This is a genomic window from Iningainema tapete BLCC-T55, from assembly GCF_014698965.1.
Classification (GTDB): Bacteria; Cyanobacteriota; Cyanobacteriia; order Cyanobacteriales; family Nostocaceae; genus Iningainema; species Iningainema tapete.
This window is the reverse complement of sequence record NZ_JACXAE010000074.1, coordinates 14,810-36,949: the sequence shown is the minus strand read 5'-3', so window position 1 is coordinate 36,949 and position 22,140 is coordinate 14,810. Positions and strand designations below refer to the sequence as shown.

The following is a 22,140-nucleotide window of genomic DNA, read 5'->3' as shown; positions in this document are numbered from 1 at the left end:
CGTCCGATTTCGTCATTTATTCGTCCGAATCTTGTTACTCCTGCGCTGAAACATCCTTCTTCAAAAGTCAAATAAATTGGCGATCGCACATTACATATTCTGCAATCATCCCCGAAATTATAGATCCCCGACTTCTTAAAGAAGTCGGGGATCTTGGCATCCCAACAAGAAAGCCTCTCGACTAGAGAGGCTTAACTATGAACTCGTAGAACACTTAACCAAAAAAGCTATAACTAACTGCTATTGCACCAGCTATGGCTGAAGCCGCTAGAGAAACAGTAGCTGTATTAAATAGCCACCAAGCAGCTCCGGCAACAGCTTTTTTCGTTTCAACAGCTTGCTTCTGTGTTTGTTCTTTAATTGCAGAAAGACGTTTTTGCGTTTCTTTCTGGATTAATTCGCCTCGTTGCAGCACGCTATCCCGTGCAGCTTCAATTTGGTCAATAATTTTGTTAGCTTGTGCTTCGGAAATATCCTCACGAGAGCTAAGAATTGCTACTATTGTACCACGATCAAATTGACTCAACCGAGTGCGTAAAGCCTCAAAACCCGCTTGCGGATCGTCAAACACTTTGGCAAAATCTTGCTGAATACTTTCATAGTTGAGTTCAGGACGATTTAACGAGTTGAGGTAGTTACGAATTGAACCAAAAGCCCTATCTATAACTGACTGTACTCTTTGCTGAAGAAGCTGATATTGTTCTACCACTGAGTTACGTGCAGACTCGATTTGATCTACAATCTGGTTAGCTTCTTCTTCTGAGATATCCTCCCGTTGAGATAACAAAGCAACAATTGTAGAACGGTCGAATTTAGAGGCACGTTCTGTTAAAGAAGATACGCCTGCACGAGGAGAAGACAGTAATAACTGTAGATCTCGCTTGATCCCTTCTGGGTTTAGTTCCTCTTTGTTCGTGTTTTTCAAGTAGTTTTCCAGATTCGCTTCAAACTCCGAAACTCTTTGCGTTGCACGATTTGCCAAGCGTTGTGGCGCTTTAACAATCCGATCAATTCCTTGTTGCAAAGAGTCGATGGTGCGGTTTACTTGCTCTTCACTCAAGTCTCCCCGTTGAGTTAGGAGTTTGACTAAGGTTTCGCGATCTACTTGTCCGAGGCGATCGCGTAACGCACTAGCACCAACTTTTGGATCGGCTAGTAACTTTTGCAAGTCTTTTTGAACACCTTCGGGATTGAGTTCCTCTAAGTTGGTATTGCGGAGATATTCAGCAATAGCACTTGTCGTTTTCTCGTACTGCTCTTTCGCTTTATCCGCTACTTTCTGCGGTGCAAGTAAAACATTATCCCGGACTGAGAGCAATGAGTCAATGGTTTGGTTAACCTGTTCTTCGCTCAAATCTTGCCGCTGACTCAGTAATTTTACTAAAGTATCGCGGTCAAATTGTGATAATCTTGCTCTTAAAGCAGAGAGTCCTGCTTGTGGGTCTTCTAGTAGCTTGCCAAAATCACGCTTAATACCTTCGGGATTTAGTTCTTCTTTGTTGGTATTGCGCAAATATTCTTCTACCCTTTGCCGCAATTCTTCAGCTTTGGCTGACGCTTGTTCTTGCAGTTCTTTTGCCCTACCTAAAACGATGTCACGGGTACGTTCGAGTTGACCGACAATATTATTAGCTTCCTCTTCGTTAATATCTTCGCGTTCAGCTAGCAACTTCACCAAGGTATCGCGATCAATTTCGTCCAATCGCTGACTCAAATCTTCTAAACCCGCTTCAGGATCTTCCAACAGTTTTGTCACATCTCGCTCAATCCCTTCTGGGTTGAGTTCTGCTTTGCCCGTTGAACGCAGGTAGTCTTCTAGGCGGGTGCGAAGATCTTGGGATTTTTCTGTTTTGTCCGCCTGTTGCACAGTTTCTAAAACTTCTGTGCGAATGCTTTCTATCTGCTCGGAAATTTCCTTAACTTTCTCTTCGCTCAAGTCTCCCCGTTGCTTGAGCAAGTTGACGAAATATTCTGAGTTCAGTTCCTCCAATTGCCGTCTTACAGTTCCTGGGTTAGCATTTGGGTCATAGATGACATCTTTGAATTCATCTTGGATTGTGAGCTGGTTGAAATGCCAAGGGAAAGAATTCAAGATGTACTCTTCTACATCTGATTTAATAGTATTATTTGGTGGTGCAGGTAATCGTTGGGCTATTGAACTACCAAGCTTACTTGCTTGCTGGGTTGCTTGATCTTTAATTTGTTGCAACTGTTGTGTAATTTTCTCAACATCAACTCCTTGAACTTTTCCTTTCAATTGCTGTAGTTGTTGAGTAACTTTTTCTACATCCAGTTGCGAAAAATCTACCTGCTTCAACACCGCAGGTAAAGCTGCGCCCAAGCCAATTTCAACAGCTTGTCTTACTACACCACCACCAGGCAAGGCATTTCCAACACCGACTGTTGCTAGTTGCTGAATTGTTTGACCTAATTGCTCAGAATTCAGTTGTTCTGGTGTAGCTTGTTGAAGTAAATTAATTACTTGCTCGGTAGGATCTTGCCTTTGAACAACTTGGTTCCAAGCACCTTGCAATTGATCGGCAATGCGATTGATGTCTTCCTTGGAAAAGTCTGTGCGACTGCTGATTAAATCGATGAAAGTTTGGCGATTGACGTTTTTCAGTAAGTCATTGTCAGCAATTGATTGCAAATCGGCATCTTTAAGCAACTTGTCAAATTGAGAGCGAATTTCTTTAGCATCAATTTGGGGTAATTGCAGAGAAGATAGAGAACTTTGTAGCGTATTTTTGATACTATCAGGATTGATGCCTGAGGTTAATTCACGGCGAACTGCGGCGGTAATTTCCTCAGCGGTAGAAACCATTTGATTTTTAGCAGCATTAGCACCTACCGCCGCAGTTGCTGTACCTGTCAGTACTTGCAAGCCTGAAGTAGCAGTGCTAACAACAGAACCAATCAAGGAACCTACTGCTCTTGAACCAAACCAGATAATCAGCGAGAAGTAGGTAGACCAGATAACTACACCAATGATCGCACCGATTTGCGCACTGTCAATTAAGCTTAATTTTACTGCGAGAAAGCTAGCACTGAATAATGCAATGGTTGCCGTAACCAGCGCCCAAAGACCTACAGCTGTTTCAACTTTACGAATCGAACTACCTAGATCTGATGAATCATCAGAACCTGAGCTTGTTCCTAATGATGAAATTCCCACAGCTACTGAAAAGTTTGTTAGTAGTAACTGGAAGGCAAATGCCATCAATACACCAGCTACCAATGCTACTAAAAATTGAGGTCCAGAAAATATTAGTGATGCTTCTTCTGGAGTTACAAACTCCTGAGCGATTGTCATTGGTGCTAATCTAAACAATGCAAAATCTGCAATTGCAAGCATTATATTTTCCTCTATAAATAAATATTCAGGACAATAAAAAGATATCGACAGAATTTAATTGGGCGTTGTGTGCAATCAATGTAGAGACGTTTCATCGAACGTCTCTACATGTTTTTCACGCCTATATCTAAGCGCTTACTTATGACCGCCGAACCATTTAGAGGCGATCGCTCCCAATGCAGCTCCTACCATCGGGTTGCTGAGAAACTTAAAAATTGCTGGTTGCTCAGCCATCACTTCTTGAAAAACGTCAGGATGGTTATGGTAAGTGAAGGATGCAAGTTTGCTGACATCATCAGCACTCATGCGATTGGGGTGATGGCTGGAAAGTCCCAATTGTTGCTCTAGATGACGTTCGTCCAAACCTCTATGCTTTAAGTGCTTAAAGAATGCCCGTGCTACATCATCACGATGATTAGGCTGAATCTGGGCGATCGCCTTTTGAAGTTCTGGCTCCATCTGGCTGGGAGAGATGTTGTCGTGATTTAAAGAACGACGAAACAACTGTCTGCGTTCTTCATGGGAAGAACGTCCTGCAAAATCGTCAAAGTTTTGGTATTCTTTGGTTGGATCAGATGGAACATCATCAAGGGATTCTGTATTACCATGAGCCAAATCGTTCATGATTTGGCGTCTATATTGATCGCTGCTGGACATTTTATCGATCTCCTGATTTAATTTGTTAACTGTTAACTGTCAAATTGAGCTATGATTTATACTCAATTTGATTTGATTGCTGATCATACTGAGCAGTCAAAATCAGTTGTTTGTCAGGCGCATATACTAAAACTGTTAAGTCTTGATTGGGGAAATTGTGATGAAAACCTTGAATTAGCGATTTTGCTAATGGTTTAACTTCATTCGGACGTACTTGAGGCGTAATCACAACACCTAACTTATTGTTATCACGTACATAAGCGTCTTGAACGATTCCCTTAGCTGTTCTCACAACCCAATTACCAAAATCTTGACCCTGTACACTGTTACCACGTTCTAAGAGGGCATACTCCCCACTGCGACTAATTCCTGGTGGCAATTGAGTTGGTTGTTTTGCTTGAACTCCTGCACTACAGGCGACAGTTGTCGTTAGTACTAAAATCAAGACAAATGTCATCAAAATTTGGCGAAACTTTGCAAATGTATTCAATTTTCCCTCCTTATATCGACTGATTACTTTAATCTCTAAACACGATCAGTTCTATCGACAATGGAACGTCCCTGATTGTCAATATCTAACTCTTCGCGACGAACTGTCTCTTGAGCCTGAACAGTTTCTTGATCGACAATTTTGCGCACTCTAACTTCTTCGCGCACAACAGCTTCTTTGCGGATGTCAGGAGTTTCTTCGTAAATTTCCATGCGAGTAACTTCACCTTCACGGAAGTTAGCTTCACCTGGTGCAACTGCTCTACCTGCATCGTCAGGAGTTACTCGCTCAACAATTACTCTTTCTTTTTCTACTGGAACGGCAACTTTTGCAGTTTCTGTTTCAACGTGCTTACCAATTGTTACTTCTCCAGCTTTACGACGCTGTTTGCTTGCAATCAACCGTTCTTCGTAAAGTTTGAAGGTTTGATCTTCATGAGCGCTGACATCGTACAAATCCGGCTCTTGGTTGTATGTATAGGAGTTGCGATCATAAGTAGAAGTATTGCGTCCAACTGTTGGTTGTGCTACTGTAGCCGCTTTGGTTGCATCCAGAGGTGCAGATGTTTCTAGCGGTTGTGTGCGATATCCTCCACGAACCTGCTCTTCATAGTCGTAATCAACTGCCATGCCCTCTCTATATTCAGGTAAGCCTTCCGCTTGCTCTTTTGTCATGCTTACATAAACACGCTCTGCGCCACTATCAATTCGGCTACGACCTAATGGTAGTAATACTTTCTTACCAAAAATCCAGAAGCCCAATTCTACTATTAAATAACGAAAAGCACCTTGATCGTCTACTAAAACATCACTAACAGTGCCTATTTTCTCGTTTGTAGTTTGAGAATAAACACCCATTCCCTTAATATCTTTACCTTGAATCGTATTGCTGTAATCGGGATCGAATTCACTAATCTTATGTAGTGGCATAATTTTGTTACTCCATTTAATAATTGCTTATTTTTTATCTTAAAAAGCTATTTATTCTAAACCGTCTTTCTAAAGAATGACTTTACTTAACCATGAGAAAGATTTAGATATTTTCAATTATTAAATTTTTCCTCATTTGTTAAGATTTATAAAATTTTTGCTATCTATAGCTTAAAAAAAACGTGACTAGTTTCTAGCATTTTTTGTGACTAGTTTCTAGCAATAATTATAAAGGATAGAAACGATTAAAAGGGTGAAAGCATCAGTTTTTTTGATACTACCCTCCAAATAAGTCAACAGTTTACTTTTTGTGATTATCCATTGGAACCAACATGTATGCCTGATTATTAGGTAAGTTGATAATTTGATGTCGCCTATAGTTTTTGCTGCTTGTCCTAAACTGTTTGCCACAATGTTAAAGCCCAAACTAACTCTTTTACCAACTAAAGCACCAGCAAGCGATCCTAAACTAGCACCAATAAGTCCACCGAAATCCTGTCTTGTGCTTGAACTGTAGAACTATAGATATTAAGTGTATTTTGATGATATTTTATACTACTAATGATATAATGAACTCAAGTTAAAAGTTTAGATATCAAATATTTTTTATATATAAAAAATTGGTGTTTTTATCATTATAAAAACACCAATTAGTATGAATTTATAAAAGAATAAATTGCATTTTTTCCAACTTAACCAGAGATGAAAACCTACCCTGCACATTGGTAATAAGTTAATAAAATACCACTAATGAAAGGTAAATCTAGAACATTAGTCAGCTTTAACAAAAGCAAAATCTAGATTTTCAGAGGCATTGTATAAGTTGAGTGATATGACAAAAATTGCATTAAATTTACCTGATTTGGAGCAATACCTATTATTAAAATGCTGACAATAAAAAATGTCTGCAATAGTGTATTGATGCTAAAACAAGCAAGGTTATTTTATTTTATAGGCAATCTTCAAGAGAGACAGCTCTTGTTTGGGGGAGTTGGTTGACTACAAATATTAAACAAACAGGTTTCAATACTGTAGAGCAAATACTGCGCTTCGTATTCCTCTGTGGGTAGGGCTAGCAGCAGCCGATTTTCCACCTTAATTTGGGGGTTAGATGGCATAGACATGATCTTTATCCTTAAGCCAGTCATGTTTAAAAAAATAGCTAGCGGCACAAGGAAAGGACATCATTATCTAGTCCCCATGTCAATAGGTGAATTCTCTAAATAATTAATGTAATTATGTGTGGAAGCTCCCAGTTTAAGCTTGTTATAGATAACGTTGCCAACTGCAATTGTGTACTCGCGAATTTAAAGTGTTAAAAGGGTGAAAGCATCAATTTTTTTTGATACTACCACCCTAATACTTTAAAGGAATCAATAAGTCAACAGTTTACTTTTTGTGATTATCCACTGGAACCAACATGTATGCCTGATTATTCGGTAATTTGATAATTTGGTGCTCCGGCGAGACTTCTGTTGCACCACTCTTAGCAGTACTTGTAACACTTTGACGAACATCAGTTACAGCACTTTTAACAGTATCCACTGTATTTTTTACAGTTGTGGACATACCATTCGCTGAACCTTTGACAGTATCCGCTGTACTTTTTACAGTTTCGTTCACATCCGTAGCTGTATTGTTGACAGTATTTCCAACATCTTTTACAGTTTCATTCACACCATTAGCTACCGTCTGGACAGCATCACCTACACCTTTGACAGTTTGGCTAAAATTCTCAGATGCACCCTTGACTTTATCTCCAACATTTTTGACAGTCTGGTTGATCTTTTCCGCCGTTCCTTTAATTAATAAAGCTCCAGCGATGCCGCCTAAAGTAGCACCAATCAGTCCACCAACGAAGACTTTATATATCTCGTTCTTTGTTTCTTGACGTTCTGTATCATCATATTGAACTGTCGAGAGATCAATAGCATCAAGTCGATTGATCACTACATCGTCGTCATCTTGCTCCAGAATTTGCTGGTTCTCGTTCATAATAATTGTCTCCCGTCTTACCACATTTAGTATGAAATAAGGAAAAAGTGATAATTTAATACCAAGTTGCACAGAATGCAACTTGGCATTAATTAAAAAGTGAACCGTCTAGTCAATTCTTTCAATTCGATTTATTTCTTCTAACAAGTCCCCTTGATTAGAAGCATCTTGTAACTCTGTTTGCCTTGGGGCTGAAATGTAGACTGTTGTATCAACTGGCTTGCTAATTGCTGGATTTTCAAATGTGCTATCAGCTGAATCCTTCACAGCGTAAGCACTAGATTGCACCGCAGAGCTAGCATTTTGAGCAGTATCTTTAACAGCGCCAGCACCAGATTGCACGGCAGAACTTACATTATCGGCAGTATTTTGTACCGCGTCTGCTGTACCTGCTGCCGTTTTCTTGGTGACATCAGCAACACCCTGAGCTGTATCTTGTATTGCGTTAGCACCAGCTTGTACAGCCGAGGAAACTCCAGAAGCTGTACTTGCTACGGTTTGCTTGGCAACATCAGCAACACTGGAGGCAGTATTTTGTACTACCTCAGCGCCAGCTTGCACAGCAGAGGAAACTCCTTCTGCTGTACTCTGTACTGCTTCCAATGCTCCAGAAGTAGCACCTTTAACTGTGTCAACTGCACCACCAATCACAGCTTCGGTAGCGCCTTCTGCAACACTCTTAAGCGCGTCTCCTACTCCTTTTCCTGTTTGAGCAAGACCGTCGCCTATAGTTTTTGCTGCTTCTCCTAAACCTTTTGCCGCAATGTTAAAGCCCACACCAATTCTTTTTCCAGCTAAAGCACCAGCAAGTGAGCCTAAACTAGCACCAATAAGTCCACCGATGATCGCCCTACTTAAGGCATCATTCTTTTGTTTTTCTGTTGTACTAGTTTGAGACGTATTTCTGGGAACATTTGTTGTACCAGTTTGAGACGTATTTCCGGGAACATTTGCGTCTGTTGTTGGTGTATTTGTGCCTGCTGTTACATAAGGTTGAGAGGCGGCCCGATTAGCATCTTCTGGTCTTGACACCCGTGTAGGTACGTTAGTGTCTATATAGTCTGTTAATGGTTGATCAATGTTCACGCGGTTGGCATTTTCACCCTGTGTATCCGAAATCTGTCTGCTCTGAACCATATCAATAGTCTCCTTTACTCAATTCCCTGAAAGTTTATCTGATGTGAAGTGCTTACTAATGCTAATTTAACGATTATAAATAACTACTTAATTGCTCTAAAGGTAGACATATTTAAATATTCTGTATTTCCACAGTTAAGTTATTGTTTTTAGTTAGTTATATAGATTAGTTCTTGTGGAATTGACACCAAGTGTGACATTATTGAAGATCAGATAATTGACAGTATAAATGTAAATACAAACCCAAAAGCCCGGTTTGTTTTTGGATAAACCGGGTTGCTATGGCAAGAAGCTTTGAAGAAAAAATTTGGTTAATTAAGTATAAACTACTTAACCAAATGTCAATGTGTGAGTTGTCTTTTTAAGACTAAAGTAAGTTTGCTCATAAACAATCTCCCAAAAGTTGTATTTGAAATAGCTGTACACCTTACATTTGTGACCTATTTCTAGTATTTTTAAATTTGACATTACGCATTACATTTGTGACCTGCTTCTAGCAATAAATTAAAAGAAAAAATCGATTATTAGAGTAATAAATTTAATCGAATATTCAAACCATGATAAGATAAAGACCATTAAAAGAAGTAATGGTGACTTAAACCAAAAAATTCTCAGTTTTCTCCCAGTTAAAGAGTTCTTTTTGGTTAAATACTGTTCTATTTACTGTACCAACTATAGGAATCTGGTTTGTTTTTTGCACAAATCTACGTATATGTATGGTGGACGCCCACCACATCTGGTATTTGGTAGACAATGCCTATCCTACGTGTATTTCAAAAATCAAATAGTAATCCTATGTGTTCTATGACTTAAGATAGATAAAATCAAATGAAATTATGTGAAACTATGAATGAGAAGAAAAGTATTACCAACCCGAATATATCAAAAGTAGTACTTGGTAATACTTACTATAAAAGAAAATCAATTCATTTTATCTAAAAAAGCTATGAATAATAAACAAGATATTGATCAGCATGAAACAAAAGCAAACCTTACTAATAAGAAAAAAGCAGGTATAGCCATAGGAGGAGGGTTGGTTGGTGCGGCGATTGGAGGTTTACTAGGTCGTCGAGTAGGAGGAGTTAGTGGTGCTGTAGTGGGCGTAGTAGCTGGCGCTTTTATTGGTAAGGGTACGGCTGAGCGTGTTAACAGCACGGTAGAATGTTTAATGGACACAGCTAAAAGTGTAGCTAATAACGTTAACCATAATGTAAATAGTGTGGGAAATACATTAAAAGATACACTTGAGGAAGTCAAACCGTCAGTTGTCAGTGCAGTAGAAGCGGCAAAAGACACTGTAGAGGCAGTTAAACCATCAATTGTCAGTGTAGTAAGTGCAGCTACAAGTGTAGGTGAAGGCGTTAATCACAGTATTAAAGATGTAGGGAATACAGTAAAAGATACAGTAGAGGCGGTTACACCCTCTGTAATAGATGCAGTAGCAACGGCAAAAGATACGGTAGATACGGTTAAAGTATCTTTTATAGATGTGGTGGAAGTGGCAAAAAATACTATCGAAGAAGTCAAGCTGTCTTTATCCAATCTCACTACAGCTTCGGATGTTAATCAGAGTGTTGACGACTCTGCTCAAGATGTAGGGGTACACACAGATACTGTTGAGGAGACGCCATCTGTTATTGCTGTAGAAGAGGCGATCGCACAACCAACAACAGAAGTATCAACATCTGTTATGGATGAGGATAAACATGTTCAACTTCGACTTGAAGAATTTCAGCCAATTCAACCAGAAACTATTCAACAGCCCCAGCAACAAAGAATTCAGCTACCAACTATAAAAATTGCACAATTGGCTGGAATTCTGATTGTAGGTTCAGCTATTTTAACGTCGATAGGTGTAACTTGGGGATTTAATTCAAAAAAACTGTTAAAAACAAAAACACTGTCATCTAATATGGTCGCTCCAACAGTTGAAAAAAGAGCGGAAATATCAGCAGATGGCTGGATTTTTCTAGGGAATGTGAATAATGTGTCAACTACGATGCAAGAGGGAAATCCTCTAATTGAAGGTTCACAATCTACAAATTCACCTGTTGTTCCATCAGTAGGAGCGATCGTCACTGTTACCGCTACACCCGGCTTGACATTGAGGGCGAATAGACCAAAAGAGCCTAATTATAATTATCAAGAACAAAAAGCTTTAGCTGTGATTAAACAGAATGAGAAGCTCAAAATTATTAAAATAGAATTCGTAAAACCTAACCGTTTCATTCAAACTGCTACAACTTGGGCAAAAGTTGATAGATGTGGTCAAGATTGTAGATAAAAGCTGCTCTAAAATAAATTATTTTTAGTAAGATACCTATTAAAGATATTTATATATGAAACAGTTTGCCAAAATATTGCCCAAGAAATGGCATTTATTTATGTTAAGATTAAAAAATAGTATTGCTCATAATTCAAATCAGCTTGTCACTAATATTAAAGAAGAATTCCAGTCAGATAGGACTGCTCAATTAGAAAAGCAAGTTCCTTTTATAGGTATTAAAAAATTTGCCGAGAAGTTACAATTAAATTATCAACAGCATCCAGCAAAACCTCGTCAATTTAAAAATGCTTCCTTATTTTCTGACGGCAAGACTAATATTGCTGCTTTGTCTCTAGTTTTGCGTGGCGTTGCTGAAGTATTATCTCAAAAAATGGATCTATCATGGAAAGCTGAAGTAAATGGTACTCTTAGCTACGAGCAAGAAGTTGAAGGCGGACAAGGAAAAATATTTTACTATGTAACAGATAATTCAGAACCTCCGCAACCAGAAACTTTAGCTCAAGAAGCAGCACTAGCTGCGATCGACCAATTTGATCCCAGAGCATGTGCTATTCATCTGATTTACTGCGCCCTAGCAGCTAGCCTAGACAAACCTTGGGAAGGCAATTTTGTGATTAATCACAGTCAACTACTTGAATATACAGGGCTGGTGAGACGCAGGGACTTATGTAAACATGAACAACTAAGCATTTTATATCATTTATTACGGCAACCAGCTCAAGTACTTGCCTGTATTACATGGCCTCAACAAGGTGAAGTAGGAGCTTTTACTGTTGCCGATTTAAAAATTTGGGAAATCACTATAGTAAGAAATTTTAAAACAGATAAAGCTGGCAATAACAAGCTGGTGGGCTTAAAAGTAATCGGTCAGCCAGGAGTATGGACAAAATACTTTCTCAACAAATCTAAATACTATTGCCACACGGGAATTATCACCAAGAAAACCGTACAGAAACTATTCAGTATCGGCAAACAAAATGCTGGTGCAGCCAGAATGCTAATTTGGTTAACCTTCCAAATTAAACCTGGAATTCAGGATTATGTAACAGGCAAAACGCTGATAGAGATTGCTTACGGTGCAGATAGAGTGGCAATAGCTCAAGCTGACAGACAGTTAAGGCGACAATTGGCTGACGATTTTGAAACAGATTTGAAAGTACTTCAAGAAGTGGGATGGCTTGCAGAGCTTGAAACAGGACCTGCTTGGCTAATAGATAGCGCTCACAAAAAAAGACCAATAGGCTTTTGGGATGAGCTACTAAATACGAGATGGCATTTTATTTTACCAACTGAAGTACAAGAACGCTTAACCCTGCGAACAACTCAACCAAGCGTCAACAATATTCAGCCTCCACCAGGCAATGTCATTAGAGAGGCAAGAAAAGCTAAGAGCTGGTCTAGGGAATTTTTTGCTACAATAATGGGGAAAAGCGTTTCATGGGTCGATGCAGTTGAGACTGGCCATCGAAAGGTTTCCCAAAAGGACTTGCCCAAGTTGTTCAACATACTGGAACTATAAATTACAGCTAACATACAATCCTTGTAGAGACGCTCGATGGAACGTCTCTACATTTTTGGTCGAGTACGTTACATATTCTGCAACAATCCCGGTATCTATTTTTTGCTCAGCCATACTGGTAATAAATTCTTCTGTCCGGGGGTAGATTATGAACGGTGCGACGGAATTAATACACAAGTCGGTTGGGCTTTTAAGTTTTTTACTGGGAAGCGTAATCATAACTAGCTGCGCTTCTGTTCCTTCAAGTTCAAATCAGGCATTGCCTGAAATGAGAGCAGATCATCAAATGGCTAAACTAGCAGCAACTGAGAGTGTAGCTCAGAACGCACTAACGGCACAAGTAGTGCCTTCGCGTCCTCAATTGGTGAAAAAAGCCAATATATCTGTGCTGGTGAACTCGGTAGATAAAAGTATCGATATCGTGCTGCAAATTATTGAGAAACAACAAGGTGACTTAATTAAGCTCACGGAACAACAGCCAAAAAACGAGTACGCCCGTCATACCGCCTCAATACAACTGCGAGTGCCACAGAACCTGCTAGAACAAACCTTAGAAGAAATAGCAACTCTAGGAACATTAAAAAATCGTAGTATCACAGCCGAAGATGTTGGTGCGCAATTAGTTGATTTTCAAGCGAGATTAAGTAATTTGCGCAAAACCGAAAGCAACTTACAAAAAATTATGGATCGCTCTGGTTCTGTAAGAGATGTGCTAGATGTTGCCAGAGAACTGAGCGAGGTGCGACAGACAATAGAGCAAATTAATGCTCAACTAAAAAACTTACAAAATCAAGTTGCTTATTCCACCATTACAGTCAACCTAGAAGCCACCGTTTCTAGCAGCAGTCCACAATTTTCTCTCGGTTCACAAATTTACGAAACTTGGCACAAATCAACCAACTCCTTTGGTAAATTTACTGTTGGCTTACTCAAATTAAGTATTTGGATTGTGGTTTACAGCCCTTACTTGTTGATTTTAGCTGCTGCTGGCTATGGTTTTAGACGATGGCAGTACTCAACACGTCCCACAACACCAACACCAAAGATGCTAGATTCAGATGAGGATATCGGTGCGAGGACAACTCAATTGTGAGGATTGTACGAATTTTGACGAATAATTGGGCTTGGTAATGCCAAGATAAGTAGGAGAAGCGTATTGAAATTCTTATGCCTGAATTACGCCAATCAATCGCCCAGCACTACCACGAACGCACTAAGTACGACCCCCAGACGATCGCCGCCAAAAATAGGCAGTTAGAATGGTCAAAGCAGCCTGTGCCGTTCAAAGAGTACAAAATTGGCTCGGCTTTTGACTTAAAACCATACATCCAACAAAAGCCAGAAGTATATGCCTCTAACCCAGAAACTCTATGGTGGCAAAGGTTGTCACGGCTACTGTTTTGTAGCTATGGATTAACAGCAAAAATTCCTTCGATGGGAAATACAGTGTTTCTCAGATCCGCACCTAGTGCAGGTGGTTTATATCCAGCAGAGGTGTATCTAGTTTCTCGTGGCACGCCGTTATTACCACCAGGGCTTTATAATTACCAGTTTAGAACTCATTCCCTCATGCATTACTGGGAAAGTGATGTTTGGCAAAAGTTGCAATCCGCATGTTTATGGCATCCTGCGTTAGATAGCACCCAGTTAGCGATCGCCATTACTGCGGTTTTCTATCGTTCTCAGTGGCGCTATGAAGATCGAGCTTACCGACGAATTTTTCTGGACACGGGACACCTTTTGGGCAATATCGAGTTAGCTAGTGCAATTACCGACTATCGCCCCCACTTAATTGGTGGCTTTGTCGATGAAGCGGTAAACGAATTGCTATATATCGATCCCCAACATGAAGGTGCGCTCGCCGTACTTGCTTTAGCCGACTTATTAGATATCAAACAAAACTTGCCCAAGGGAAGAACCGCCTTACCTTCCGCCACAGAAACAAACTATCCGCAAATTCCCGATGGCGAACTGTTAATGTACATGCATAAAAGCACGCAGATTCTACCAGGCACAACTGGCAAACTCAATTTACCTGAAGTCAAACAAGAAAAATCTTTGGAAGATAAATATAACTTTCCCTTCTGTCAAAAAATTTCTACAGCAACTAACTCCATTTACTGGGGAGAAAAGCTAGAAGATTTAGAAATTACCATTCTCAAGCGACGTTCTACCCGCGCTTATAGTGGTGATGATTTAACCTTAGATGAACTGAAAACTTTACTCGATTTTACCTATCAACAGCAAAATTACTTCGATCAAGGTCTAGATAATTTAACTGATTACTTTGACTTAAATTTAATAGAAACATTTATCGCTGTTTCTGGGGTGGAAGGTTTAGAATCTGGCTGTTACTACTACGCACCATTAGCCCAAGAATTAAGACAAATTCGTTTTAAAAACTTTCGCCGAGAGTTACACTTTCTTTGCTTGGGGCAAGAGTTAGGTCGAGATGCAGCCGCAGTAATGTTTCATACCGCAGATTTGAAAGCTGCTGTAGCTCAGTATGGCGATCGCGTTTACCGTTACTTACACATGGATGCCGGACATTTAGGACAAAGACTCAATTTAGCTGCAATCCGCCTGCATTTAGGTGTGAGTGGCATTGGTGGCTTCTTTGATGATAAAGTAAATGAAGTTATTGGTATTCCTGCTGATGAGGCAGTGCTTTATATTACTACAATAGGAAGACCCAGGTAGCTAGTACAGTGTGCCTTTTTGTGGGATGGGCATCTTGCCCGTCCTTTAAAATTTAGAGGGCAGGCAGGATGCCCATCCCACAAGAATAATCCATTGATTGTGCAATTGTGAAAGTAACTACTGATTAAACTTAGCTAGTAACCAACGAGTAATAGCTCCATCATCGTCAGTTAGAGAGCGTTTCAGAGCTTCTTCAACCAAGGCAATTTCCAATCCTGGGAGTACTTGAGATTCACGAATAAGAGTGTTTTGTGTTGCCGACAATAAATTTGCAATTACCTTGCATGCATTGACATCAACCACCCAATACTCTTGAACTCCTAAGCGTTGGTAGAGTTTTTGTTTGCGCTCAGTATCGTCTTCTAGAGAGGAAGAGGCAATCTCAACAATCAATGTAGGTGGATTTGACTCATTAAGATTTACCGAGGAATTGTTTTGAGGAGGAAGTGGCTTTTTGCCAATATAAAAAGCAATATCAGGCTGAAGTTCATGAACTTCAACTTTTTTGAAGAAAGTATTTGTTAATCTTTTAATTGGAATGTTTTTAATAGCAGCGTATAATACAATAACATTTGAAACAATAGTGTTATCTTGAGCATATACTGAACTAAGTGGGGAGATCTCAATTCTCATGTAGCCGTCATCATAGTACAATTTAGCACCTTTCAAGGTGGGTTCATCTGCAAAGGTAAGAAAATCTTCCCAGGTTGCTTCTACCCAGGTATTAATAGGGATAGTTTCTGTAATTGGGGGAAGATTAACCATAATTATTTACCAAAAACTGTGTTTGCTATTAATCTTAGTTTAACAATGCTTCACCACGGCGATAAAGTTCACGGGCATAATCAGTCCAAGTTCCTTGTCCCCAGTACCGGAAACAACTAGTTTGTAATAACAAGTTGTATAGCAATGCTTCTTGGTAGTCGGGGCGCTTTGTCACTTCCGGATCTTGTTGTACTAGGCGATCGTATTTTAAATGAAACAATGCACTAAGTTTATTCATTGGTTCTAAGACATTTTCATAACCTTTGATCCAACTTAAATCATTTGTCCAAGAAGCACCATCAATGTGAAATTGATGATCTGTTGCTTTTAATTCTTGTATTGCCTTTTCTACTGCTTCTTGTGTGGCATTACCTGGCTCAACGCGCTGCCAAATTTTGTGTTGCTGTACAGCTTGACAAGTCGGATAATCTTCAGGATTAGCACCCATCTGCTCAATTAGTTCCAGGTATTCAGTACCATTAAGTCCAACTACTTGAGATTGTGTGCTGATTTCATGCCATACTCTGAATAAATCGCGGGGATATTCGTTCATCATGACACCGCCATTTTCCCCATCAGCAATTTGAGTTACTAACGAAGGTACTGTTACATTGCCAATAGGCTGCCTACTTCTTCCTTTTGCCTCAAAATAAGGTTGCATCTGCGCTACTAATTTGGTATCGGAACCTTGAGTTTTAATTAATGCTGTGATACTAATAGTTTCTCCTTGGGAATTACGGGCAACCAACCGATTCGGGATATATTTATCATCATGGTGTAAACCTGAACCATCAAGACGTTCTACTGAATGTTCTTGTACCATCAACCAGCGATACCCGCATTCTTTCAAAGCTTTGATGTATTCATATAGAGTATCTGGGTGATTGGGTAGGTGCATTTCTGGGGGAGAAAACCCCTTGACTCGCTTTAGGGCTTCGTAGCCAAAAATACTGGCAAAGTGATGTTGCCATGCTTGAATGTGAAGTTTAATGTCGGGAATGGGGGTGGAAGGAACAACTGCATGACTCCACATCGTTCCCAGCCATTCTACATACGGTTGATATTGAGAGTCGCAGGTAATACGCTTAAGATTGTTGATAATGTCATCACGTCCCATTTGCCGCAATCCCCACAACAAATTACCTGAATAGTCAAGCATAATCCGAGGATTGCAACCCTCATTTACAAGTTGGGGAATAAAATCTCCCATCCGGCTGTAGCACCAGGCAAAAGGTTGTGCATCGTGATTATCCCCTTCATAGGGATGTTCAAACATATACTGGAGGTTGCTAATTAGTTCACCGTTTGCTCCTGCGGGGATGGTGGGTTGATGCATGTGTAGGGCGCAAGCAAATCCTGCTGTCATATCTTCCCTGGGGATATTTGTTGTCGGTGATACTGGTTGATGGTGGTTTACCACTGAATTAATTTCCGCTTCCCAACCGCAAATATTTGGCAATCCTGACTTTAATTCTGTTAATGCAGGTAAGTTGGAGGATTCGGCTTGTGCAGGCATTTCTAGTTTCCTTGATACTTTTTTCGCACTTGTATTTAATTGTACTTCAGATCCCCGACAACTTTTACGAAGTCGGGGATCTATTAATAGAAATTGTGTAATAGGCTATAACCCATTTTTGCAGAGCAATTATAATTAACTTCATTCATTAAACTATTTTCTACTGATAGTTATCAGGAGTAAAAGTGTGAATCAAGAATACTCGACTAAATGGTGGGCAGCGTTTTCATGTATAGCTTTTATTGAAGCTGTGTTGCTCATACTACTTGTTTCTGGGCAAACTTCTGAATTAATTATAGTCGCAATTATTGCGATCGCCTGTCTGTTGTTTTTAATTCCTCGTCTTGATGATGTTATTTCCTTAACTTTGGAAAGAGGAAAGCTAGAATCAAAAATAGGTGCTATTAGCAAAAAAGTGGCGACAAACAAGTCAAAAATTGACAAACTTGACAAAATGTTTTTGTTGTCAATGTCTGATGCTATGTATAAAAATCTCAAAAAACTTAATTCTGGTAATTTTGGTGCTTATGAAATGAGAGACGGCTTAGAAAGAGAACTTTATCACCTACGAGACACTGGCTATATAGAGGTAGAGAGAATTCGAGATATTCCCTTTCAAGGTAATAACCTTTGTGAACATGTAAAAGTCTCTAAGTTTGGTAAGCAATATCTTGAGATGCGCGAAAGTGTTGAGAAAGAAGCTAGTAATTGATAATACGCTGTGATCTTACCGTACCTTAAACCCATCTATCCTGTGTAGAGACGTTACATGTAAAGTCTCTACATTAGGAATATGGCGCACACTATATGAAAAGGATCACCCAGCTCGTACCTTAAAGTAAGTCGGATCGAGAGCTAGTTTTTGGGCAACCCAAGCCTGATTATTGTAGAGGAGTTATTGAATGCTGTGATACTTCATTACAATTCACAGGTATTTGGCTTACTTATAGTTTTAGTTGTTGAATAATCTCTGGCAATATGGTAACAAGAAACTTTTTGTTTTGAACCCAAATTTAATAAACCTTATAGTTTCTATAGAGTATAGTCTATCGTTTTTAGCGCTACACCCTATTAGTGTGCAGCTACAATTACAAAGCCTGCCAGAGCAGGCTTGGTTTTGACAACCAACTAGTTAGACTTTGTGTCTTTGCGTCAAAATATTTTCCTACTTACCGAAAATGCCAACCCCGTAGTAGCACATCCCGGTTTGGCAATGAGGCATATCAACTTTAACTCTGTAAGTTCCACTTCTGACTGGAGTTACGCTGACAGTCGGAATGTCATCATCTCCGGTATCAGCCATGATGACATTACCACGCTGATCATAAAGTGTGATGTCTAAATCTCCACAGTCTCCGTCGCACACGCCAAGGATACCATATTGCTGACCTGCACGCAGATTTATGGTTAAATAATCAGAGCCACTACTACGAAGGCGATCGATTAAAGGTTCATGGGTTAACTGATGATAATAGAGGAATTATCGAGAGATAAATCTGGAGTTGATTCGCAAAGATACTCCATCCTCTGATAAATCTAATTTTAGTGGTTGAGGATTATTTTTTAATCGCTCATTGCCATCTATAGCAATCCTACTTGAGTTACAAACATGGTACATATTGTGCTACTTTGGGAAAATTAAATTTTTGATGATTGGTTGCGAATCTAAATAACCACTTGACAACCGGGAATGATTTACACAAATGCCAAAACTTGCGGAGGAAATTCTTAGCTTGTAACCAAACATCTTCTACCGGGTTTTGTTCTGGGGCATTGGGAGCAAATACAATACAAGTAAATCGCCACTGTGAAGACTCATAACCATGATTCACTGTTGCTAAAAAATCTTTGACTTCTGCCGACTTATGATAAGATGCACCATCCCAAATCAAAACAATTCTTTTTCCGGGAAACTGAGGAGCGTAAATACTTCATAAACTCTACAGTGTTCTCCCCATTGCCACAGGAATATTCGCCGATAATAAATTCTCTAGTTTGATAATTTAAAGCCCCATAATAACTTTGCCTCTCTTTTTCATTAGACAGAGGAATTTCAATTCGTATATCTGTCTTCCCCCAGACATATCCACAAACATCCCCCCAAAGTAAATGACATTCATCTACAAACAGCACAATTAAGTGCCCAGCCTCAATCTCTGCTTGATTTCGAGCTATGAAGTCTTGAATTTCTTCGCGCTTTTTTTTTACTAATTCTGGGTCAGATTTTGGGTTGACCTTCTGTGATTTTTTCCAACTAATTCCGGCTGATGATAAGAGCTCATAATAGCTCTGTTTTGATTGGTAAACCACACCAAAATTTTCATCTAAGTAAGTCACTAATTCTTCTATGTTCCAGTAATCTCTGCTTGACAACCATGCAATAACTTCTTCTCTTTGAGAGGACGTTAAGTAACTTTTTGCCCCTTGATAACCTAGCTTAATACCATCTAATCCTCGCAATTCAAATTTTCGTTTCCAAATCGTGATACAAGACTTATGCATTCCTAATAATTCGGTAATCTTCGCGTAGGGTGTACCTTGTAGCGCCATTTTCACCGCCAATGCTCTTTGCAGTTCTCGCCCCGAAGGATTACTTTCAATGAATGCTGTTAAAATGCTAATTTTTTCTGCCTTTTCTTGAAGTTCTAATAAAAAGTTTTTCATTGTATCACCTCACACACCTCTTATAGTATATACATACTGTGTGTTTGTAACTCAAGTAGGATTGCTATATCCGTAAAGGAAACAACAAATATTTATTCATCACTTGGTTAAGTGCATTAATTCTTTGTTGTGTCGGTGGATGGCTGCTATTTTCTGTGTAATCTGAAGGTAAACGCGAAAGCAGGTTAAACACTCGCAAACCTCCATTTGGATCGTAACCAGCTTTAATCATATAGGTGTAACCGATTTCATCGGCTTGAAATTCATGCTGGCGACTTAATGCTTGTATGGTTCTATCAAACTCTTGTTTTTTCTGGATAATAATTCGTTGTTTAATGACATCTTTTGTAGCGGGTGATATGGGAGTTTTAGATTTTCTCCGTTCTTGTACAATCCAATTGTTATATTCTGCCTCTGCTTCTTTGAGTAATTTGTCTTTTAAACTAGCTTCTGCTTCTTCTTGCTGTGCCGTATGGCGGTGTGTATGATGGGCTAATTCATGACTGATAATAAAAGCTAAAGCTGCATCATCACCATGTATTTGGTCTAAGAAGCCTTTATAAATAACTATTTTGTTGAATTCTCCAGCGTAGGCATTGATATCATATTCATCACTGATTTGAAAGCGCCAAGGATGCTCGTCAAGTCCATTGGCTCGAATCACTCTTTCCGCTACGCTGTAAACCCATTGTTGGTGATGATTTTTGGGTTGTACTCGTGGGGTGGAAGTTGATGAATTTGTAGTAGTTGAAAGTGATTGTAATGGAATTACTGCTTGCGCGAACCCTGGTGTATTGAGGTTTAGTAAAACGCTGCTGCTAAGACCTAATGTGGTAAAGATGATTTTGCGGATGTGTGAGGTTTTCATTATGGTAAATGAGGTATTGTTTTTGATGTGAGTTCGATTGTTTGAACCCCTTCATCAGGAGATACGAATTTATTTACGTGCAATTACGCTTCTTTTAAGATTTTTCACAATCATACCCCTGACAAAATTGCGATCGCTTATACGTCAGGGGTTTCTTGGTTCATCACACACCGATCGCAAATCACGCACCAACCCTTTGAAGGCATGACTGATTGGCGAATGATATTTCCCTAACCAACTTCTATGCTTGTCACAGCAAATACACGATTTATAGGCAAGTTAGGAATTTCTTTATTGTACATCCGAGCGACTTCAGAGACTGGCTTCATCCCGTAACGTTGAGCCAGCTTAATCGCTTCTGGATTAGCATCTGGCACATCAAGAAACACCCTCGCTTCAGTTCCAAAAGCAAGCAAGGCGAGTAAGAGTTGCTCAGCAATCTGTTCATCGTCAGCATTCAACGGTCCAATCCGTAAACCTGTATAACTAGGGCGGATGACTCCATAACCAACAATATGCCCATCTCTAACAACCCCTAAGGCAGTACTGTTTGGCTGGTTGATCCAAAGTCGTAGGAACTGCGTAGACGCGAAGCGGCTTGTCGCCAGACATCGCGACTCCGGAAAAAGCTCAAGATCGTAAGCAACTAACTTCTCAAAAGGCACAGTTTTGAGTTCTACAATGCCATCCGGCACAACGCCCTTGCCCTTTGCCTCATAACGAATATGACGGTAGGCGATTTTAAAACCTGATTTCTGGTAGTTCTCCTGTTGGGCAAGCACTCCATCTAAACTAATGTTACGCTCAGTACCAAGATATGCCATTGCTGCCCTCCACATTTTCATGCCAAAACCCCGCCCACGAAACTGGGGTTTGACAATATAAAAGCCAATAACGGCAAAGTACACAGAGTAAGCAACAGCGTCCATACTTGCCACAAGTTCATTGTTCAACTCGCCCACGAAAAAACCGCATCGATCGGCTTGGTAAAAACATTCAGCATCATAAATTCCAGGATTCCAGCCTTCAACTGCTGCCCAATCAATTATCAAATCTAATTCCGACCTCAACATTTGTCGAACGGTGAAATTGTCGATTGTCATTGGTGATATCGTGCTATGAACATCTTTCTACTTCCATATTATTGTGGAGCGGAAAAATAAGGATAAAATGTTAGTATCAACCAAGGCTGGTTTCATCGCTTCTCCTACCCAAAAAAGCCTGCTGGCGACGTGCAATTATTTCTTCATTTAAGTCA

At 39.7% G+C, this 22,140-nt stretch carries 21 protein-coding genes; 8 read left to right on the top strand and 13 right to left on the bottom strand.

Translation table 11 applies throughout. The features are described from left to right. Positions 1–214: 214 nt before the first annotated feature. The 4 genes from ICL16_RS23835 to ICL16_RS23820 all read right to left on the bottom strand — a co-directional run bounded on the left by ICL16_RS23835 (position 215) and on the right by ICL16_RS23820 (position 5,431). Positions 215–3,355 (bottom strand): MFS transporter, encoded by a 3,141-nt coding sequence (locus ICL16_RS23835; protein WP_190832837.1) that lies wholly within the window; start codon positions 3,353–3,355, stop codon positions 215–217. Positions 3,356–3,490: 135 nt separating this feature from the next. After that, the gene (locus tag ICL16_RS23830) at positions 3,491–4,012 is read right to left on the bottom strand and encodes a hypothetical protein (protein ID WP_190832834.1); all 522 of its coding nucleotides are present in this window, start codon (positions 4,010–4,012) and stop codon (positions 3,491–3,493) included. Between the two features lie 49 nt (positions 4,013–4,061). Further along, the gene (locus tag ICL16_RS23825) at positions 4,062–4,502 is read right to left on the bottom strand and encodes a hypothetical protein (protein WP_190832832.1); all 441 of its coding nucleotides are present in this window, start codon (positions 4,500–4,502) and stop codon (positions 4,062–4,064) included. 35 nt (positions 4,503–4,537) lie between these two features. Further along, complete coding sequence (locus ICL16_RS23820; RefSeq protein WP_190832829.1) at positions 4,538–5,431, bottom strand: DUF2382 domain-containing protein; 894 nt, start codon at positions 5,429–5,431, stop codon at positions 4,538–4,540. A 367-nt stretch (positions 5,432–5,798) separates the two neighbouring features. Here ICL16_RS23820 and ICL16_RS23815 point away from each other — a divergent pair, with 367 nt between their 5' ends. Beyond that, entirely contained in the window at positions 5,799–5,948 is a 150-nt protein-coding gene (locus ICL16_RS23815) for a hypothetical protein (RefSeq protein WP_190832825.1), read from the top strand. A gap of 445 nt (positions 5,949–6,393) precedes the next feature. Here ICL16_RS23815 and ICL16_RS23810 read toward each other — a convergent pair whose 3' ends face one another. The 3 genes from ICL16_RS23810 to ICL16_RS23800 all read right to left on the bottom strand — a co-directional run bounded on the left by ICL16_RS23810 (position 6,394) and on the right by ICL16_RS23800 (position 8,563). Next, the gene (locus ICL16_RS23810) at positions 6,394–6,555 is read right to left on the bottom strand and encodes a hypothetical protein (RefSeq protein WP_190832823.1); all 162 of its coding nucleotides are present in this window, start codon (positions 6,553–6,555) and stop codon (positions 6,394–6,396) included. Positions 6,556–6,820: 265 nt separating this feature from the next. Next, on the bottom strand, positions 6,821–7,426 hold the full coding sequence (locus ICL16_RS23805) for a hypothetical protein (protein WP_190832820.1): 606 nt from the start codon (positions 7,424–7,426) through the stop codon (positions 6,821–6,823). Between the two features lie 108 nt (positions 7,427–7,534). Further along, positions 7,535–8,563, bottom strand: coding sequence for a TrbL/VirB6 family protein (locus tag ICL16_RS23800; protein WP_190832818.1), 1,029 nt, complete (start codon positions 8,561–8,563; stop codon positions 7,535–7,537). Positions 8,564–9,509: 946 nt separating this feature from the next. On the opposite strand from ICL16_RS23800, the gene ICL16_RS23795 reads away from it, so the two are divergent. The 5 genes from ICL16_RS23795 (at position 9,510) to ICL16_RS23775 (ending at position 15,069) form a co-directional block, all read left to right on the top strand. Next, positions 9,510–10,847, top strand: coding sequence for a hypothetical protein (locus ICL16_RS23795; RefSeq protein WP_190832815.1), 1,338 nt, complete (start codon positions 9,510–9,512; stop codon positions 10,845–10,847). A 100-nt stretch (positions 10,848–10,947) separates the two neighbouring features. After that, positions 10,948–12,369, top strand: a complete 1,422-nt coding sequence (locus ICL16_RS23790; protein ID WP_190832813.1) for a helix-turn-helix domain-containing protein — start codon at positions 10,948–10,950, stop codon at positions 12,367–12,369. Positions 12,370–12,405: 36 nt separating this feature from the next. Beyond that, the gene (locus ICL16_RS23785) at positions 12,406–12,594 is read left to right on the top strand and encodes a hypothetical protein (protein WP_190832986.1); all 189 of its coding nucleotides are present in this window, start codon (positions 12,406–12,408) and stop codon (positions 12,592–12,594) included. Positions 12,595–12,655: 61 nt separating this feature from the next. Further along, on the top strand, positions 12,656–13,462 hold the full coding sequence (locus ICL16_RS23780) for a DUF4349 domain-containing protein (RefSeq protein ID WP_420485296.1): 807 nt from the start codon (positions 12,656–12,658) through the stop codon (positions 13,460–13,462). A gap of 74 nt (positions 13,463–13,536) precedes the next feature. Further along, entirely contained in the window at positions 13,537–15,069 is a 1,533-nt protein-coding gene (locus ICL16_RS23775) for a SagB/ThcOx family dehydrogenase (protein WP_190832808.1), read from the top strand. Between the two features lie 117 nt (positions 15,070–15,186). On the opposite strand, the gene ICL16_RS23770 is transcribed toward ICL16_RS23775, so the two are convergent. Continuing rightward, positions 15,187–15,834: a Uma2 family endonuclease gene (locus ICL16_RS23770; protein ID WP_190832806.1), complete on the bottom strand. Its 648-nt coding sequence runs from the start codon at positions 15,832–15,834 to the stop codon at positions 15,187–15,189. A gap of 34 nt (positions 15,835–15,868) precedes the next feature. Continuing rightward, positions 15,869–17,350, bottom strand: coding sequence for a glycosyl hydrolase family 57 (locus tag ICL16_RS23765; protein WP_190832804.1), 1,482 nt, complete (start codon positions 17,348–17,350; stop codon positions 15,869–15,871). A 187-nt stretch (positions 17,351–17,537) separates the two neighbouring features. On the opposite strand from ICL16_RS23765, the gene ICL16_RS23760 reads away from it, so the two are divergent. Beyond that, on the top strand, positions 17,538–18,062 hold the full coding sequence (locus ICL16_RS23760) for a hypothetical protein (RefSeq protein ID WP_190832802.1): 525 nt from the start codon (positions 17,538–17,540) through the stop codon (positions 18,060–18,062). Between the two features lie 429 nt (positions 18,063–18,491). After that, on the top strand, positions 18,492–18,692 hold the full coding sequence (locus tag ICL16_RS23755) for a hypothetical protein (protein ID WP_190832799.1): 201 nt from the start codon (positions 18,492–18,494) through the stop codon (positions 18,690–18,692). Positions 18,693–18,951: 259 nt separating this feature from the next. Here the strand turns inward: ICL16_RS23755 and ICL16_RS46890 are convergent, their stop codons facing one another. The 4 genes from ICL16_RS46890 to ICL16_RS23740 form a co-directional block, all read right to left on the bottom strand. Beyond that, positions 18,952–19,242 carry a transposase gene (locus ICL16_RS46890; protein WP_202895694.1) on the bottom strand — a complete coding sequence of 97 codons (291 nt, stop codon included), beginning with the start codon at positions 19,240–19,242 and terminating at the stop codon, positions 18,952–18,954. Continuing rightward, on the bottom strand, positions 19,214–20,014 hold the full coding sequence (locus tag ICL16_RS46885) for an IS630 family transposase (RefSeq protein WP_202895693.1): 801 nt from the start codon (positions 20,012–20,014) through the stop codon (positions 19,214–19,216). Before ICL16_RS46885 ends, ICL16_RS46890 begins: the two co-directional genes overlap by 29 nt. Positions 20,015–20,078: 64 nt before the next feature. Next, positions 20,079–20,882 (bottom strand): M48 family metallopeptidase, encoded by an 804-nt coding sequence (locus ICL16_RS23745; RefSeq protein WP_190832795.1) that lies wholly within the window; start codon positions 20,880–20,882, stop codon positions 20,079–20,081. 230 nt (positions 20,883–21,112) lie between these two features. After that, positions 21,113–21,985 carry a GNAT family N-acetyltransferase gene (locus tag ICL16_RS23740; protein WP_190832792.1) on the bottom strand — a complete coding sequence of 291 codons (873 nt, stop codon included), beginning with the start codon at positions 21,983–21,985 and terminating at the stop codon, positions 21,113–21,115. Positions 21,986–22,140 lie beyond the last annotated feature (155 nt).